The 16,486-nt window shown below is 70.2% G+C and carries 14 protein-coding genes; 6 read left to right on the top strand and 8 right to left on the bottom strand.

Going from position 1 to position 16,486, the window contains the following annotated elements:
- Nucleotides 1–22 precede the first annotated feature (22 nt).
- Nucleotides 23–592: a dienelactone hydrolase family protein gene (locus ACFRKB_RS03000; RefSeq protein ID WP_383102783.1), complete on the top strand. Its 570-nt coding sequence runs from the start codon at nt 23–25 to the stop codon at nt 590–592.
- Between the two features lie 58 nt (nt 593–650).
- Here ACFRKB_RS03000 and ACFRKB_RS02995 read toward each other — a convergent pair whose 3' ends face one another.
- The 3 genes from ACFRKB_RS02995 to ACFRKB_RS02985 form a co-directional block, all read right to left on the bottom strand.
- Entirely contained in the window at nt 651–1,466 is an 816-nt protein-coding gene (locus ACFRKB_RS02995) for a DsbA family protein (RefSeq protein ID WP_383102781.1), read from the bottom strand.
- A 49-nt stretch (nt 1,467–1,515) separates the two neighbouring features.
- Nucleotides 1,516–2,199: a hypothetical protein gene (locus tag ACFRKB_RS02990; protein ID WP_383102779.1), complete on the bottom strand. Its 684-nt coding sequence runs from the start codon at nt 2,197–2,199 to the stop codon at nt 1,516–1,518.
- An 89-nt stretch (nt 2,200–2,288) separates the two neighbouring features.
- A complete protein-coding gene (locus tag ACFRKB_RS02985) occupies nt 2,289–3,629 on the bottom strand; it encodes a DUF2252 domain-containing protein (protein ID WP_383102777.1) in 1,341 nt (446 codons plus the stop codon).
- Nucleotides 3,630–3,862: 233 nt separating this feature from the next.
- On the opposite strand from ACFRKB_RS02985, the gene dnaE reads away from it, so the two are divergent.
- Nucleotides 3,863–7,402 (top strand): DNA polymerase III subunit alpha, encoded by a 3,540-nt coding sequence (dnaE, locus tag ACFRKB_RS02980; RefSeq protein ID WP_383102775.1) that lies wholly within the window; start codon nt 3,863–3,865, stop codon nt 7,400–7,402.
- 86 nt (nt 7,403–7,488) lie between these two features.
- On the opposite strand, the gene ACFRKB_RS02975 is transcribed toward dnaE, so the two are convergent.
- Nucleotides 7,489–7,668, bottom strand: coding sequence for a hypothetical protein (locus ACFRKB_RS02975; RefSeq protein ID WP_383102773.1), 180 nt, complete (start codon nt 7,666–7,668; stop codon nt 7,489–7,491).
- A gap of 243 nt (nt 7,669–7,911) precedes the next feature.
- Between ACFRKB_RS02975 and ACFRKB_RS02970 the strand changes: the two genes are divergently transcribed.
- The 4 genes from ACFRKB_RS02970 to ACFRKB_RS02955 all read left to right on the top strand — a co-directional run bounded on the left by ACFRKB_RS02970 (nt 7,912) and on the right by ACFRKB_RS02955 (nt 12,240).
- A complete protein-coding gene (locus tag ACFRKB_RS02970; RefSeq protein ID WP_383102772.1) occupies nt 7,912–9,216 on the top strand; it encodes an NYN domain-containing protein in 1,305 nt (434 codons plus the stop codon).
- A gap of 457 nt (nt 9,217–9,673) precedes the next feature.
- Nucleotides 9,674–10,636, top strand: a complete 963-nt coding sequence (locus tag ACFRKB_RS02965; protein ID WP_383102770.1) for an ABC transporter ATP-binding protein — start codon at nt 9,674–9,676, stop codon at nt 10,634–10,636.
- A 55-nt stretch (nt 10,637–10,691) separates the two neighbouring features.
- Nucleotides 10,692–11,528 (top strand): ABC transporter permease, encoded by an 837-nt coding sequence (locus ACFRKB_RS02960; protein WP_383102768.1) that lies wholly within the window; start codon nt 10,692–10,694, stop codon nt 11,526–11,528.
- Between the two features lie 34 nt (nt 11,529–11,562).
- Entirely contained in the window at nt 11,563–12,240 is a 678-nt protein-coding gene (locus ACFRKB_RS02955) for a DUF2567 domain-containing protein (protein WP_383102767.1), read from the top strand.
- Between the two features lie 7 nt (nt 12,241–12,247).
- On the opposite strand, the gene ybaK is transcribed toward ACFRKB_RS02955, so the two are convergent.
- From ybaK to ACFRKB_RS02935, 4 genes are all read right to left on the bottom strand, one after another.
- Nucleotides 12,248–12,748, bottom strand: a complete 501-nt coding sequence (gene ybaK / locus ACFRKB_RS02950; protein ID WP_383102765.1) for a Cys-tRNA(Pro) deacylase — start codon at nt 12,746–12,748, stop codon at nt 12,248–12,250.
- A 31-nt stretch (nt 12,749–12,779) separates the two neighbouring features.
- Nucleotides 12,780–13,517, bottom strand: coding sequence for an LON peptidase substrate-binding domain-containing protein (locus tag ACFRKB_RS02945; protein WP_383102763.1), 738 nt, complete (start codon nt 13,515–13,517; stop codon nt 12,780–12,782).
- 5 nt (nt 13,518–13,522) lie between these two features.
- Nucleotides 13,523–14,551: a hypothetical protein gene (locus ACFRKB_RS02940; protein ID WP_383102761.1), complete on the bottom strand. Its 1,029-nt coding sequence runs from the start codon at nt 14,549–14,551 to the stop codon at nt 13,523–13,525.
- 137 nt (nt 14,552–14,688) lie between these two features.
- On the bottom strand, nt 14,689–16,290 hold the full coding sequence (locus ACFRKB_RS02935; RefSeq protein ID WP_383102760.1) for an oxidoreductase: 1,602 nt from the start codon (nt 16,288–16,290) through the stop codon (nt 14,689–14,691).
- Nucleotides 16,291–16,486: the final 196 nt, after the last annotated feature.

Genomic DNA, 16,486 nt, shown 5'->3' with positions numbered 1-16,486 from the left:
TACGGGCTGGCAGGATGGCCGGATGGACATCATGCTCTTCCATTCCGTTTACGGTCCGCGCCCGGCCGTGCACGCCGCGGCGGACCGGCTGCGTGCCGCCGGGCATCAGGTGCGCGTGCCCGACCTCTTCGAGGGCCAAACCGCGACCTCTGTGGAGGAGGGTATGGCCTTGAAGGAGAAGATCGGAAAGGACGAGCTGCTGCGCCGCGCGGTGCTGGCCGCCGCGCCGTACTCGGAACGCGGTCTGGTGTACGCGGGTTTCTCGCTCGGCGGCTCGATCGCGCAGACCCTGGCGCTCGGCGACACCAAGGCGCGCGGGCTGCTGCTGTTGCACGGTACGTCCGAGATCGCGGAGAACGCGTCCGTGGACGACCTGCCCGTACAACTGCATGTCGCGGACCCGGACCCGTTCGAGTCGCACGACTGGCTGACCGCCTGGTACCTCAAGATGCGGCAGGCCGGGGCCGATGTGGAGATCTACCGCTACCCGGGGGCAGGGCACCTCTACACCGACCCCGAGCTGCCGGATTACGACGAGCGGGCCGCCGAGGAGACCTGGCGGACCGCGCTCGCCTTCATCGACTCGCTCTGAGGGCCGCTCTGCGACCGCTCCGGGGGCCGCGCGCCGGGCGCGGCCCCGTCTCGGCGCCTCAGCCCTTGAGGGCCTTGGTGACCGCCGCGTTGAACTCCGCGACCGTCATCGGCGGGTTGTCGGTGCCCTCGGCGGTGAGCTTCTTGCCGTCCATCTTCAGCGTCGGGGTGCCGGTCACCCCGCTCTTGTCGAAGGTGGCGGACATCTTCATCGCCCAGGCGTCGTACGTACCGTCCGTGACGTCCTTCTGGAACGCCTTGTTGCCCTTGAGCGCGCTCACCGAGTCCGCCACCTGGATCAGATAACTGTCCTTGGCGAACTTGTCGTTGGTCTCCTCGGGGTGGAACTTCGCCGAGTACAGCGCGGTCTTGTACTGGAGGAACGCCTCGGGGCTCACATTGAGCGCCGCGCCGAGCGCCGACAGGGCGTTCTTGGAGCCCGTGCCGTTGTCGGAGTTGTCGATGAAGGTCGCGCCGACATACTTGATCTTGAATTTGCCGGAGTCGACACCGTTCTGGACGGTCTCGCCGACCGTCTGCTCGAAGGTCGCGCAGACCGGGCAGCGGGAGTCCTCGTACAGCTCCAGTGTGTTCTTGGCGTCGGCCTTGCCGATGACGACGGTCGTACCGTCCGTGCCCTCGGTGTTCTTGGGGGCGACGACGGACGTCTCGTCCTTCACCGCTTCCCAGTGCGAGGGCTTGTTGGCCTGGACGACGGCGAAGCCCACACCGCCGGCTATCGCGAGGACCACGACGGCCGAGCCGAGGACGACGAGTTGGCGGCGGATCCTGTCCTTCTTCGCCTGCCGCTCGCGCTCCTCGCGCAGCCGTTCGCGGGCTGCCGCCTTGTTGGCCTGGTTGTTGCGTGCGCTCATGATGGTTCACTCCGTGTGATGACGTAACTGCTGGGGGACGGGGCGCGGCTCAGACAGCGCTGAGCGCGGGGCGCGGCGGCCCCCGCCGTCCTACGGAGTGCACGAGAAGGCGGGTACGGGACGGCCGCGGGCGGGCGGCCGGGCGCGGCCCGCGCCGTACGGCCCGGCGGACCGTGCCCGCCGCCGCGACGGCGATCAGCAGCGGGCGGAAGGCGCCCGCGCCCGCGGCCCTGACCAGCCGGGAGAGCGCGGACTCGCCGTGCCGCAGCCAGAGCGAGGCGAGCAGCCCGATCGCGACATGCGCGGCCAGCAGCAGCCAGGGCAGCGCCGGGTCGGGAGAGTTCAGCAGCGTGGACGCGGTGGACTCGGGGGAAACCACCCCGGGCAGCGGCGTACCGAAGGCGCCCCCGCACAGGACATCGAGGCCGACCGAGCGCAGCGGCCCCGCGACGGGGCCGCCGGCCGGGCCGTAACAGACGCTCTGGCCGCTGGTGAAGACGGTGTCCGCGGCCAGTTCGAGCGGGACGAGCAGGGCCGCGATCCGCCAGAAGCCCCGCTCGCGGCCCGCCGCCGCGTAGGCGACCAGGAACACCACGACGCTGAGCGCGGCGACGACGGTCAGGGGCAGCGGGGCCCGGGACAGCAGCACATGCGAGCCCGCGGACAGTGTCACGACCAGTGCCGTGAACAGTGCTGCCCGCGCCGCCCTGAGCCGCGTCCCTGATATGTCCATCGTCGCCGAGTGTGCCATGCGTCCCTGTAAGCGGTCCTTAAAAGTCCGGCGGGCCGGGGCCCGGGCCCCGGCCTTGTCCCGCGCCGGTCTCAGCCCAGCCGGCCGTTGCGGAACAGGTCGACGAAGATCTGGTGGTCGGCCCTGGCCCGCGCCCCGTACGCGTGCGCGAACCCCACCAGCAGCGCGCCGAAGCCCTCCTCGTCGGCCATGATCGCCGCGTCGATGGAGCGCTCCGTGGAGAACGGCACCAGCGAGTGGCCGCTCTCGTTGTCCGCCGCCGCGTGCATCGTGGCCGTCGCGCGGCCCAGGTCGGCGACGACCGCCGCGATCTCCTCGGGATCGTCCAGATCCGACCAGTCCAGATCCACGGCGTACGGCGAGACCTCCGCCACCAGCTGCCCCGTCCCGGCCAGCTCGGTCCAGCCCAGCCAGGGGTCGGCGTGGGCCTGGAGCGCCCGCTGGGAGATCACTGTGCGGTGGCCCTCGTGCTGGAAGTACTCCCGTACGGCCCGGTCCGTGATGTGCCGCGAGACCGCCGGGGTCTGCGCCTGCTTCATATAGATCACGACATCGTTCTCCAGGGCGTCGCTGTTGCCCTCCAGCAGGATGTTGTACGAGGGCAGCCCCGCGGAGCCGATACCGATGCCCCGCCGCCCGACGACATCCTTCACGCGGTACGAGTCGGGGCGGGCCAGGCTGGACTCGGGGAGGGTCTCCAGATAGCCGTCGAAGGCCGCGAGGATCTTGTAGCGGGTGGCGGCGTCCAGCTCTATGGAGCCACCGCCGGGCGCGAAGCGGCGCTCGTACTCCCTGATCTCGGTCATCGAGTCGAGCAGCCCGAAGCGGGTCAGCGAGCGGGCCGAGCGCAGGGCGTCGAGCAGCGGGCCCTGCGCCGTGTCCAGGGTGAAGGGCGGGACCTCGTCGTTCTTGGCACCGGTGGCCAGCGCGTGGATCCGCTCGCGGTAGGCGCCCGCGTAGATCTCCACCAGTTCGGTGATCTGCTCGTCACTGAGTGCCTTGGTGTAGCCGATCAGGGCGAGGGAGGCGGCGAAGCGCTTCAGGTCCCAGGTGAAGGGGCCCACATACGCCTCGTCGAAGTCATTGACGTTGAAGATCAGCCGGCCGTTGGCGTCCATGTACGTACCGAAGTTCTCGGCGTGCAGATCGCCGTGGATCCACACCCGTCCGGTGCGCTCGTCGAGGAAGGGGCCGGTGACCCCGCTCGCCGCACGCTCCCGCTCCAGGTCGTGGTAGAAGAGGCACGCCGTGCCGCGGTAGAAGGCGAACGCGGAGGCCGCCATCTTCCGGAACTTCACCCGGAACGCGGCGGGATCGGCCGCCAGGAGTTCACCGAACGCGGTGTCGAAAACGGCGAGGATCTCCTCGCCGCGCTGCTCGTCAGCTGCTTCAACGGGTCGCGGGACCGACATCGCGGGGTGCCTCCTGGTGCATGACAGTGGAGTGAGGGGCCCGGCGCCCCTCGGAGTGGGCAACGCGTGACGCTACTCGCGAGTGCCCGCCACTGTCAGTCCCGAGACGTAGACTTCGAGGCTGTCCCCCCAGACTGTCCGCAGCGCTGTGGGACCCCGGGTTCACCCCTGGAGAACAACAGATTCACCTCTGGAAACCACACCGTGTCGTCCGCTCGCTGGAGGCCCTCGCCGTGACCAAGCCGCCGTTCACGCACCTGCATGTCCACACCCAGTACTCGCTGCTGGACGGTGCCGCGCGGCTGGGGGACATGTTCAACGCCTGCAAAGAGATGGGCATGTCGCATATCGCGATGACGGACCATGGCAATTTGCATGGCGCCTATGACTTCTTCCATCAGGCGAAGAAGGCGGGGGTGACGCCGATCATCGGGATCGAGGCGTACGTGGCGCCCGAATCCCGGCGGCTGAAGCGGAAGGTGCAGTGGGGCCAGCCGCACCAGAAGCGGGACGACGTGTCCGGTTCCGGTGGTTATACGCACAAGACGATCTGGGCGGCGAACCGGACCGGGCTGCACAACCTCTTCCGGCTCTCCTCGGACGCGTACAAGGAGGGCTGGCTCCAGAAGTGGCCCCGGATGGACAAGGAGACCATCGCGCAGTGGTCGGAGGGGCTGATCGCCTCGACCGGCTGCCCGTCGGGGGAGCTCCAGACGCGGCTGCGGCTGGGCCAGTTCGACGAGGCGCTGAAGGCGGCCTCCGAGTACCAGGACATCTTCGGCAAGGACCGGTATTTCCTGGAGCTGATGGACCACGGCATCGAGATCGAACGCCGGGTGCGGGACGGGCTGCTGGAGGTCGGCAAGAAGCTGGGCATCCCGCCGCTGGTCACCAACGACTCGCACTACACGTACGCGAACGAGGCCACCGCCCACGACGCGCTGCTCTGCATCCAGACCGGCAAGAACCTCTCCGACCCGGACCGCTTCCGCTTCGACGGCACCGGCTACTACCTCAAGTCGACCGACGAGATGTACGCGGTGGACCTGTCCGACGCCTGGCAGGAGGGGTGCGCCAACACCCGCCTGGTCGCCGACCAGATCGACACCGAGGGCTGGTTCCAGGAGCGGAACCTGATGCCGAAGTTCGAGGTGCCCGAGGGCTTCACCGAGGTCTCCTGGTTCCGCGAGGAGACCATGCGCGGCATGGCCCGCCGCTTCCCGAACGGCATCCCGGAAGACCGTATGCGCCAGGTCGAGTACGAGATGGGCATCATCATCGACATGGGCTTCCCGGGGTACTTCCTCGTGGTCGCCGACTTCATCATGTGGGCGAAGAACAACGGCATCGCGGTCGGCCCCGGCCGTGGCTCCGCCGCCGGTTCGATCGTGTCGTACGCCATGGGCATCACCGACCTCGACCCGATCGAGCACGGCCTGATCTTCGAGCGGTTCCTCAACCCCGAGCGCATCTCCATGCCCGATGTCGACATCGACTTCGACGAGCGCCGGCGCGGTGAGGTCATCCGCTACGTGACCGAGAAGTACGGCGCCGACAAGGTCGCCATGATCGGCACGTACGGCAAGATCAAGGCGAAGAACGCCATCAAGGACTCGGCGCGGGTGCTGGGTTACCCGTACGCGATGGGCGACCGGCTCACGAAGGCCATGCCCGCCGACGTCCTCGGCAAGGGCATCGACCTCAACGGCATCACCGACCCCAAGCACCCCCGCTACAGCGAGGCGGGGGAGATCCGGGGGATGTACGAGAACGAGCCGGATGTGAAGAAGGTCATCGACACCGCGAAGGGTGTGGAGGGCCTGGTCCGGCAGATGGGCGTGCACGCGGCCGGCGTGATCATGTCCAGCGAGACGATCACCGACCACGTCCCCGTCTGGGTCCGGCACACCGACGGTGTGACGATCACACAGTGGGACTACCCGCAGTGCGAGTCGCTCGGCCTGCTGAAGATGGACTTCCTCGGCCTGCGCAACCTGACCATCATGGACGACGCCGTCAAGATGGTGAAGTCCAACAAGGGCATCGACCTCGACCTGCTCTCGCTGCCGCTCGACGACCCGAAGACCTACGAACTGCTCTGCCGCGGCGACACGCTCGGTGTCTTCCAGTTCGACGGCGGCCCCATGCGCTCCCTGCTGCGCCAGATGCAGCCCGACAACTTCGAGGACATTTCCGCCGTTTCGGCCCTCTACCGGCCGGGCCCGATGGGAATGAACTCGCACACGAACTACGCGGAGCGCAAGAACGCCCGCCAGGAGATCACCCCGATCCACCCGGAGCTGGAGGAGCCCCTCAAGGAGGTGCTCGGGCTCACCTACGGTCTGATCGTCTACCAGGAGCAGGTGCAGAAGGCCGCCCAGATCGTCGCGGGGTACTCGCTCGGCGAGGCCGACATCCTGCGCCGCGTGATGGGCAAGAAGAAGGCCGACGAACTGGCGAAGAACTTCGTCCTCTTCGAGGCGGGCGCCAAGAAGAACGGCTTCTCGGACGAGGCGATCAAGGCGCTGTGGGACGTCCTGGTGCCGTTCGCCGGATACGCGTTCAACAAGGCGCACTCCTCCGCGTACGGACTGGTCACCTACTGGACCGCGTACCTCAAGGCCAACCACCCCGCCGAGTACATGGCGGCGCTCCTGACCTCCGTGAAGGACGACAAGGACAAGTCGGCCGTCTACCTGAACGAGTGCCGGCGCATGGGCATCAAGGTGCTGCCGCCCAACGTCAACGAGTCGCTGTCGAACTTCGCCGCGCAGGGCGACGACGTGATCCTGTTCGGCCTGACGGCCGTCCGCAACGTCGGCCAGAACGTGGTCGACTCGATCATCCGATGCCGTAAGGCGAAGGGGAAGTACGCGACGTTCCCCGACTTCCTCGACAAGGTCGAGGCGGTCGTCTGCAACAAGCGGACCATCGAATCGCTGATCAAGGCCGGTGCCTTCGACGAGATGGGCCATACCCGCAAGGGGCTGGTCGCCCATCACGAGCCGATGATCGACAACGTGGTCCAGGTCAAGCGCAAGGAGGCCGAGGGGCAGTTCGACCTCTTCGGCGGGATGGGCGATGAGGAGACCAGCGAGCCCGGCTTCGGACTCGACGTCGAGTTCTCGGACATCGAGTGGGACAAGTCGTATCTCCTCGCGCAGGAGCGGGAGATGCTCGGTCTGTATGTCTCCGATCACCCGCTGTTCGGTATCGAGCATGTCCTGTCCGACAAGTCCGACGCCGCGATCTCCCAGCTGACCGGCGGTGAGCACGCGGACGGCGCGGTGGTCACCATCGGCGGCATCATCTCCGGTCTCCAGCGGAAGATGACCAAGCAGGGCAACGCGTGGGCGATCGCGACGGTCGAGGATCTGGCCGGCTCCATCGAGTGCATGTTCTTCCCCGCGACATATCAGCTGGTCTCCACACAACTGGTCGAGGACACCGTCGTCTTCGTCAAGGGCCGGCTCGACAAGCGCGAGGACGTCCCCCGCCTGGTCGCCATGGAGCTCCAGGTCCCGGACGTGTCATCGGCGGGTACCGACGCGCCTGTCACCATCACCATCCCGACGGTGAAGCTCACCCCGCCCATGGTCAGCAGGCTCGGTGAGATCCTCAGCCACCACCGGGGCAACTCCGAGGTCAGGATCAAGCTCCAGGGCGCGCGGAAGACCACGGTGCTCCGGCTCGACCGGCACCGCGTCCAGCCCGACCCGGCGCTCTTCGGTGACCTGAAGGTCCTGCTGGGCCCGTCCTGCCTGGCCGGATAACAGCCACGGTTCGATGAAGACGCGTATGAGGGGCACCCACAGCTCGTGGGATGCCCCTCATACGGTTACGGACGGCGGTGGTGGGGTCAGTTGTGGCCGAAACGCTTCTGCTTGCCCTTGTGGGCTTCATCCGGCGGCGTGATCCTCGACTGCACCTGCTCGGACCGGTCCTCCATCGGCGAGGACTTCGATTCTTCGCTGCCGCGCTCGGCGTCCGAGCGGGCCTGCTGCCTGTTGCTGCGATCCCGGTTCTTGTTCTTGGCCATGGTGCTGCCTCCTGCCGGGGGTTGGATGCCAGGCCGCGTCAAGCCTCACATACACCGCCAAACGGCGCATTTTGGATCATTGCCGTGTGTAGTGGTCCCTCGTCAGGGGCCTGAGCGGTTCTGTCGCGCGGATACGCCACGCCGATGATCGAGTTCCGGACGTTAAGCCTCTTGCCGTCGGGCAGACTCGAAGGAAACCCGCAGTAACTCCCGATCTCACGATCCCGAGGTTCCCGAAAGAAGGTGGAACACGTGGACCGCTGCGTCGTCCTGGTGGACGCCGGCTATCTGCTGGGCGCCGCCGCGAGTCTCCTCGCCGGAGAACCGGCCCGTTCCCGCATCACCGTCGACCACGCCGCCCTCATCCAGGGCCTGCGAGAACGGGCCGAGGCCGATACGGAACAGCCGCTGCTCCGTATCTACTGGTTCGACGGTGCCCCCGACCGGGTCCCGCAACCCGAGCACCGCCGGCTGCGGGTCATGCCGCGCGTCACCGTCCGGCTCGGCGCCCTCACCCGCAGCGACGGGCGCTGGGCGCAGAAGGGTGTGGACGCGGCGATGCACGCGGAGCTGACCGAGCTGGCCAGAAATCGCGCCTGCTCGGACGTGGTGCTGGTGACGGGGGACGGGGATCTGCTGCCCGGCCTGATGTCCGCGAAGGAGCATGGCGTCGCCGTCCATCTCTGGGCCGTGCAGGCCGCCGACGGCGACTACAACCAGTCCGAGGACCTGGTGGCCGAGGCCGACGAGCGGCGGGTGCTCGACCGGGCCTGGATCACCAAGGCGGTACGGGCCAAGGACCTGGGCGGCGTCTGCGCGCCTCCGCCCGCGCCACGGCCCGAGATCGCGGCGATTCTCTCGGCGCCGCTGCCCGAGTCGGCGCTGGCCGCGTCCGCGGAGCGGGCGGCGGAGGCGGAGGCGGCGGGCGCCGCGGCCTCCGCCTCCGGGGGTGCCGGGCGGAACGGCTCATCGCCCGCGCCTGCCCCCGCGGGAGCCGGCGCGGAGCCCCCATCGGCCGGCACGGGCGGCAAGGGCGTCCCGACCCCCAAGGACCTGGCGGGCCTGCGCGGCCCCGGCGCCCCGACGCCGGGCCCGTCCGGGCAGCAGTCCGCGCAGCATCCGGCGGGGGCGACGCTGCGGTGGTCCTCCGACAAGGGGTGGATCGAGCGCCCGGGCAGCGGCACGGCGGGCGAGCCGCCCGAGACGGCCTCGCTGCCGACGCTGGCCCAGCTGACCAGCGCGGAGCAGCGCTGGGCGGACCGGGAGGAGGACATCACCACGGTGGGGGGCGATCCCTTCGAGGTGGGGCAGGTGTTCGCACGGCGGTGGATGGAGCGGCTGCCGGAGGCGGGGCATGTGCAGAAGCTGTCGGTGATGTATCCGCGGGTGCCGCACCGTATCGACGGGGAGCTGCTGCGGTATGCGGCGCGGTTCGGTCTGCTGGCGCACAAGGACGACCAGATCGATGAGCATGACCGGTATGCGATTCGGGCGGGGTTCTGGCGGGAGATCGATGTGCGCGCGGCGGCGGATACGGCTTCGCCGTAGGTTCCGGGCTGCGCTGCGATCGATGTGCGACTCCGGCGCGTGGTCACCGCGCTTCGCGCGAGCTGCGACGCTTTACGTCCGGACACGCACCTCCTCCGACCCCGACCCCCTCCCCCCGGCGGGCCCGCTCGCCCCCGCGCACGACCCGGGCCGCCTGTGCGGGCGGTGAAGGGGGGCGCGCAGGGGTCGTGTCCGGGACACTAAAGCGTGATTTGTGGCGCGCGAACGCCCGTGTCCTGACTGTGGCCCGGTACGCGCCGTAAATCATGCCGTCCCGGGCGCGAGCCCCGGAGCGCCACCCGGCGACAACCCGCACACAACCGCCGACCCCAGCCGAAACGCACCCCGGACCCACGGCCCCCCGCCGGGAGGCGCACCCGCACCGGAAACCGGCCCCAGCCGAAACGGGCCGGACCCGTACAACGTAAGGTCCTTCCTCGTGAGTACGGTGTGCGTGGTGCGCGACTTGGTCAAGACGTACCCCGCCGCGCGCGGCAGGCGTGGCGTCCCCGGGACGTCCGCGGTGCGGGCCACCGATGGGGTTTCGCTCGACGTGCGGCGCGGTGAGATCTTCGGGCTGCTCGGGCCCAACGGCGCGGGCAAGTCCACGCTCGTACGCCAGCTCACCGGCCTGATGCGGCCCGACTCCGGTGACGTCGAGGTCCTCGGGCACGATCTGGTGCGGCATCCCGAGCGCGCCTCGCGGCTCATCGGTTACCTCGGCCAGGAGTCGACCGCGCTGGACGAGCTGACCGTCGCGCTCGCGGCGGAGACCACCGGCCGGCTGCGTGGGCTGCCGCTGCGGGTGGCTCGGGCCGAGCGGGACGATGTGCTCGCGGAGTTGGGGCTCACCGAGATCGCCGGACGCCCGCTGAAGAAGCTGTCGGGGGGCCAGCGGCGGCTGGCCTGCTTCGCCGCCGCGCTGGTGGGGGAGCGGCCCGTGCTGGTTCTGGACGAGCCGACCACCGGTATGGACCCGGTCGCGCGACGCGCGGTGTGGGCCGCCGTGGACCGGCGGCGGGCCGAGCACGGCGTGACCGTACTGCTCGTCACCCATAACGTCATCGAGGCCGAGACCGTGCTCGACCGGGTCGCCGTGCTGGAGCGGGGCAAGGTCATCGCCTGCGACACCCCGTCCGGGCTCAAGGAAGAGATCGCCGGTGAGGTGCGGGTGGAGCTCGTGTGGCGCGAGCGCGCGCCGCTCGACGTTCCCGAGGTCGCGGCGCTGCGCGATTCGGCGCAGGAGTCGGGGCGCCGCTGGGTGCTGCGGCTCGCGCCGGACGAGGCGCGCGCGGCGGTCGCCGCGGTGACCGGCGGCGCGGCCTTCGCGGCGCTGGACGATTTCACGCTGGCGACGCCGAGTCTGGAAGATGTCTATCTGGCGCTCGGCGGCCGGGCGAAGGGGCTGGTCAAGGCGTGAGCGGCCGTTTCGCGAGCGACGTACGTACGCCCGTACCGAACAGGAGCAGCACCAGGTGAGCATCGTGCCTGCGGAGGCCGTGTCCGGGAGCGTCAGGACGGCGGCGGAGACCGTGAACGGGCCGGTGGACGGCGCGCCCGCGCCGCTCGCGCCCCGGGCGCGGCTGCTGCCCTCGCTCGCCGCCGTGTACCGCGCCCAGTTGTCCCGGGCCCGGGTCGCGCGGATCCCGCTGCTTTTCGTGGCGACGTTCCAGTCGGTCGGGATCATGATCCTGATGCGGGGCGTTGTGGACGGGGGCGACGAGGCGCGGGCGGTGGTCGCGGGGTCGAGTGTGCTCGTCGTCGCGTTCGTGGCGCTCAATCTGCTCGCCCAGTACTTCGGTCAGTTGCGCGCGAGCGGTGGGCTCGACCACTACGCCACCCTGCCCGTGCCGCCCGCGGCGGTGGTGCTCGGCGCGGCCGGTGCCTATGCCTCGTTCACGGTGCCCGGCGCCGCGGTCACGGCCGTCGCCGGCAGTGTGCTCTTCCAGCTGCCGCTCACCCATCTCTGGGTGCTGGTCGCGGTGATTCCGCTGTCGGGCGCGGCGCTCGCCGGTCTGGGCGCGGCGCTCGGTCTGCTCGCGCCCCGTCAGGAGCTGGCGACGCTGCTGGGCCAGCTGGGCATGTCGGCGGCGCTGCTGCTGGGTGTGCTGCCCGCGGACCGGCTGCCGGCACCGATCGGTTACGCGCGTGACCTGCTGCCCTCCACGTACGGGGTGGAGGCTCTTGCCCGTTCGTTCGATGCCCGTCCCGACTGGCCGGTGGTCGCTTTCGACCTCGCGGTGTGCGCGGCTGTCGGTGTCTGCTCGCTGGCCGTGGCGACCTGGGCGTACCGGAGGGCGGCGGTCCGATGAGGCACCCCCTGGCCAGGACTGGCACGATGGCACAGTGACCGCACCTTTGACGCCGCCCCACCAACCGCCGCACGACGATCCCTGGCAGACACCGCCGGCCGGGGGATCGCCCTATCCCGGGGCCGAAGCGGAGAAGGGGCCCGATATGAGGACCGAACTGCGCCAGGCCGTCGTGGTGATGGTGGCGGTCGCCGTTCTGGGTCTGGGGCTCGGGCTGCTGTGGCTGTGGCTGTCGCCCCGTGTCCCGTTGATCTCGGACGAGACGGCGGTCTTCCTCAAGGACACCGAGGGCGAGGAGGCGATCGCGGCGGACGGTACGTTCATGCTGCTGGCGCTCGCGTTCGGGGTGGTCAGCGCGGTGCTGGTCTTCCTCTTCCGCAGGCGCGGCGGTATCCCGCTGGTGGTGGGCCTGGCGCTGGGCGGGCTGCTGGGCGCGGTGCTCGCCTGGCGGGTCGGCGTCTGGTTCGGCCCCACGTCGGACGTGGTGGCGCATGCCAGGGCGGTCGGCAAGGGCGTCACGTTCGACGCGCCGCTCGCGCTGAACGCGAAGGGCGCGCTGCTGGCGTGGCCGATCGCGGCGATGGTGGTCCATCTGGCCCTGACGGCGCTGTTCGGTCCGCGCGATCCGGAGCCCCGCTGGGACGACTGGGGCCCGGTGCCGTACGGTCCGGCGCCCGAGGACACCGCGCCGGACGGCCGGCACAGGGCCTAGACGGGCGTCAGCTCCGGCCGATGGGCGCCAGGACCGCCGACGTGAGGGCCGCCAGATCCGCCGGGGACAGCTCGACCTCCAGGCCCCGGCGGCCCGCCGAGACACAGACCGTCGCATGGGCCTCCGCCGACGCGTCCACTACGGTGCGTAGCCGCTTGCGCTGCCCCAGGGGGGAGATTCCCCCGCGTACATAACCTGTCGTACGTTCCGCGGCCGCCGGGTCCGCCATCGAGGCGCGTTTGCCGCCGACGGCCGCCGCGAGGGCCTTCAGATCGAGCGAACCGGCGACCGGCACGACGGCCACGGTCAGTTCACCGTCGACCTCCGCGACCAGGGTTTTGAAGACCCGGTCGGGAGAGACCCCGAGGGCCTCGGCCGCCTCCTCGCCGTACGAGGGCGACGCCGGGTCGTGCTCGTACGCGTGCAGGGTGTACGGCGTGCCCGCGGCCGTCAGGGCGACCGTCGCCGGGGTGCCTCCGGACTGCTGCTTCTTGGACTTCTTCGCCAAGGCGGTTCTTCCCGGGGTGAGTTGAGGCGTGTCAGTTGGCGCTGGGCGGTGTGTGCGTCAGGGTGACGGCGGGCAGCGAGGGGAGATGGCGGATCACCGCCGTCTCGGCCCGCAGGAGCTTCAGCTCCTCGCGCAGCCGGGCCGCGATGTCCGGGGCCTCCAGCAGCCGCTGTTTGGCCGGGGTGTCGAGCACCGCCGCCGCGGCGACGAGATAGGACACCACCGAGGGCTCGTCGGGCAGTTCGTCGCCGGAGAGCGAGCGCTCACGCGCCCCGGCCAGCCGCTTCTGGTAGCTCCGGAACGCGCGCAGCACGCCCTCGGCGAGCGTGCCCGCGCCGTCGCCCGTCTCCTCGGAGAGTTCTTCCACCTCGGCCGTCAGATACGGGCCGCTCGCGTCGACCGAGAGCAGCCGGACGCGGGTGGTGCCGGTGGCCACCACCTCGAAGCTGCCGTCGGGCCGTTCGCGGATGGTCGCCGCGTCGGCGACGCAGCCCACCGGGTGGAAGGATTTCAGGGGATCGGGGCCGAAGCCGGCGGCGGGCCCGCGGTCGGTCAGGGCGGTTCCGTCCGGCATTCCGGGCGCTGTCGGCGCGACTTCGTGCCCGTCGCGGATGGCGACCACGGCGAAGCGGCGCGGCTCGGACTCATCGGTTTTGAGCAGCTCGCGCATCATCGCGCGGTAGCGCTCCTCGAAGACGTTCAGAGGCAGGACGAGGCCGGGGAACAGCACCGCGTTCAGCGGGAAGAGAGGGAGGCTTGCGGTGGTCACAACGGTCAAGCGTAGTGGCCGCGGGGCCCTCTCCGTTCTGTCCTGCTCCGCAAAGGCATCGCCGAAGCCACTTGGATCCGTACGGCGTGCCGCGATTCGAGGAACTGGCCCAGCGGATCGTCGGTGAACGAGGTCCACGGGAAGGAGGTCGCGTACGGGCCGATCAGCCGGAACTGCTCCAGCGCCTCCTCCCACCGCCCCCGCTCCACCAGCACGTACGCCAGCAGATTGCGCACCTCGGCCGGCCACGGGTCGCCCGTCCCGTACTCGGCGGAGACCGCGATCGCGAGATCGGCCGCCGCGTCGATCCGGTCCGCCTGTACGGAGGTGGGCTCGCCGCTCAGCAGCAGCGTGAAGGCGGCGCGCACGGGCAGCGCGCGGACGAGGGAGCCGGGCAGGGCGTCGTGCGCCGCCTGTTCGGCGAAGTCGAAGCACTCGCGGTGCGAGCCGTACCACTCGGCGGACAGGTACTGGAGGGCCGCGACATGGCAGCCGTAGTGGTGCGAGGCGCGGCGCACGGCCTGCTCCCACAGCGACTCGAACGCGGTGTGGGTGGCGTGCGTGCCCCGGGCATGGTCGAGCGCGACGCGCCAGGGCACCGGATCGCGCGGATCCCCGGCCGCCGCCGCGTCGATCATCGGGCCCGTCTCCCGGAGCCGCTCGGCGCGGGCCGGTGACTCCCAGGCCCTGCGGATGGTCAGCTCGGCCCGGACCAGCAGCGCGTCGGGATCGCGGGGCGCGGCGCGCAGCCAGGCCGTGAGCCAGCCGTCCCGGCCGTACGCGAAGGCGGCCAGCCGCATCACATAGCGGTCGCGGTTCTCCCACTCGGCGGCCTCGCGCGTCGTCGCGAGCAGCTTCGCCGCGGGCTCGTACTCGCCGAGGGCGGCGGCGACGAGCGCGGGAGCGAGCCGCTCGTCGGGAGCGTCGAGCAGCACCGCGTCGTCCGGCGGCAGCCCGGCGGCGAGCTGCGGGGTGTGCCGGACCATACGCGCGGTGCTGATCAGGGCGCGGAGCAATGACATGGTGCGGACCATTGAAAACCGCAGGTCGCAGACGCGCCAGAGGGCAGCTGTGAAGCTTTCGTATCGGGCGAAAAGGTTGTAGCGCCCAAAGTCAAGGCAGAGTAAAGAAACCTGGCTCCGGCCTTCGGAGGTGAACGGAGCCGTGAAAATCACCCGCGCCGCAGGAGCCGTGACGCGCCCGCCGCCACCGTCGTCGCCAGGATCCAGCCCAGCATGATCAGCATCGCCGCCGCCCACTGCCAGCCGCCCTCCAGCAGCCAGTAGCCGTCCTGGCCCAGGTTGATCACCGGGATCAGCAGATCCAGGGTGAACAGCGCGGGGTTCCACGCCGGGTGGCCGTCGCCCTTGATCGCCGGCGGGGCGTGGCGGGCGAAGGCGACCGTACTCGCTCCCCACAGCACCGCCATCCACAGCGCCGCCCGGCCCGGCCGGTAGCCGTAGGCCACCGTCCAGTCCTGGAGGTAGCCCCAGAGCTTCGCCGCGAGCGGCAGCGTCTCGCGACGCCGCCGCTGTTTGGCGAGCAGAACCTCGCGCGCGTCCGCGTCCTCGCCGCTGTTGCGCAGGACCTGGGCCAGGCGCTCATACGGCTCCGGGGAGTACTCCGGGGTCGCCGCCGCCACCCACTCCAGCCGCCTGATCAGCGGGAAGTGACCGAACGGGACGAGGTTCTCGTACACGAAGCCGCCCATGGCGAGCCCGCCGGGGCCCGGCCAGCTGGTCGACATGTCGACCAGCGTGATGATCTTCGCGCCGCTCAGGACGACCCGGCCGTCCTCCACCCGCTCGCACTTGAACCGCAGCTCGGGGGTGCTGATCCGGCGCAGCGACAACTCCTCCGTGGGGGCGAGATAGAACCGCGCCTGGTCCATGTCGACCGCGTCGCCGAAGCGCCCGTCGTCCAGCCGGACCCCGCCCCGGCACTCGAAGCGCTGCAAGCGCGTGCCGAGGAACGGCGTGGCCACGTTGCCGACGCCGTGCGGGGGCGTCATCCCGGGGTCGCCCGTCTCCGTGCTCACCCACGCGCCCGTCATGTACAGCGACCGCTCCACCGTCAGCTGCGGGGCGTTGAGCGCCCGCCGCTCCTCCGCCGCGCGCAGCCGGCTGCCCCGCAGGCTCAGCGACACACCGATCTTGGCGCCGCGCAGACTGACCTCGCCATATGTCTCGATCTGATCGGCCTGGAGGTCCTGGGCGACGGACATTCCGTCCGCGGTGATCGCCCGGCCCAGCCGGTCGGGCCGTACATCGATCTGGCTGATCAGCAGATCCGTACCGATTTGCGCGTCGGTCAGCCGGATGCCCCGCTCGACCCGGCAGCGCGGCAGATGGAGATCTCCCTCGGTGTGCAGCCGGGCGGCCTCCAGCCGGGGAATGGCGCAGCCCACCATCCGCAGGGTGGTGAACCGCGACTCGGGCAGCACCACCTCGTTCTCGAACCGGCACTGGTTCAGCTCGACGTACGGGGCGATCGTGCCGCCCGCGAGATTGAGCGTGCCGGTGATCTGCACCCCGCGGAGCTTGAGCGCGGAGACCCGGCCGGGCAGCGCGGCAGGGCCGTTGAGCAGCAGCAGCGCGATGACCCTGGCGCGGACACTGCGGTCCGTGCCCCAGGGACGCGGCGCGAAGGGGTCGTTCAGTAAGGCGTCCGACGTGCTCAGGTCGTAGGTGCTGCCGTTGCGGAACGACTGCCACATGCCGAGTTCCGCCGCGCTGAGCCAGTCGGGAGATTCGTCGTTCTGCGGCTCGGTCACTGCCGCGCCTCCGCTTCCCCTGTGCGTACGGATGATCCGTACAACTGATGACGGATGGTCCGTGCGACTGATGAAAGGTGGTCGTACATGCGTTGTTCCCGCTGAGTGACGTGCTGAACGCTAATGGTGACCCGGAGTGAACATGGCGTGTATCAGCCAGTGATACGCGCGACCGGCGGCCTGATCCGGTCTGCGA

Origin of the sequence: Streptomyces scopuliridis (assembly GCF_042790125.1) — a bacterium.
In the GTDB taxonomy this organism is placed as follows: domain Bacteria; phylum Actinomycetota; class Actinomycetes; order Streptomycetales; family Streptomycetaceae; genus Streptomyces; species Streptomyces scopuliridis_A.
The sequence above is the reverse complement of the archived record's forward strand: the minus strand, read 5'-3'. Positions and strand labels throughout refer to the sequence as shown.

What these genes read in the sequence shown, in the direction of transcription:
- ACFRKB_RS02985 (WP_383102777.1), bottom strand. Translation starts at nt 3,629, where the DNA reads ATGTCGGTCCCGCGACCCGTTGAAGCAGCTGACGAGCAGCGCGGCGAG.
- ACFRKB_RS02990 (WP_383102779.1), bottom strand. Translation starts at nt 2,199, where the DNA reads ATGGACATATCAGGGACGCGGCTCAGGGCGGCGCGGGCAGCACTGTTC.
- ACFRKB_RS03000 (WP_383102783.1), top strand. Translation starts at nt 23, where the DNA reads ATGGACATCATGCTCTTCCATTCCGTTTACGGTCCGCGCCCGGCCGTG.
- ACFRKB_RS02940 (WP_383102761.1), bottom strand. Translation starts at nt 14,551, where the DNA reads ATGGTCCGCACCATGTCATTGCTCCGCGCCCTGATCAGCACCGCGCGT.
- ACFRKB_RS02995 (WP_383102781.1), bottom strand. Translation starts at nt 1,466, where the DNA reads ATGAGCGCACGCAACAACCAGGCCAACAAGGCGGCAGCCCGCGAACGG.
- ACFRKB_RS02975 (WP_383102773.1), bottom strand. Translation starts at nt 7,668, where the DNA reads ATGGCCAAGAACAAGAACCGGGATCGCAGCAACAGGCAGCAGGCCCGC.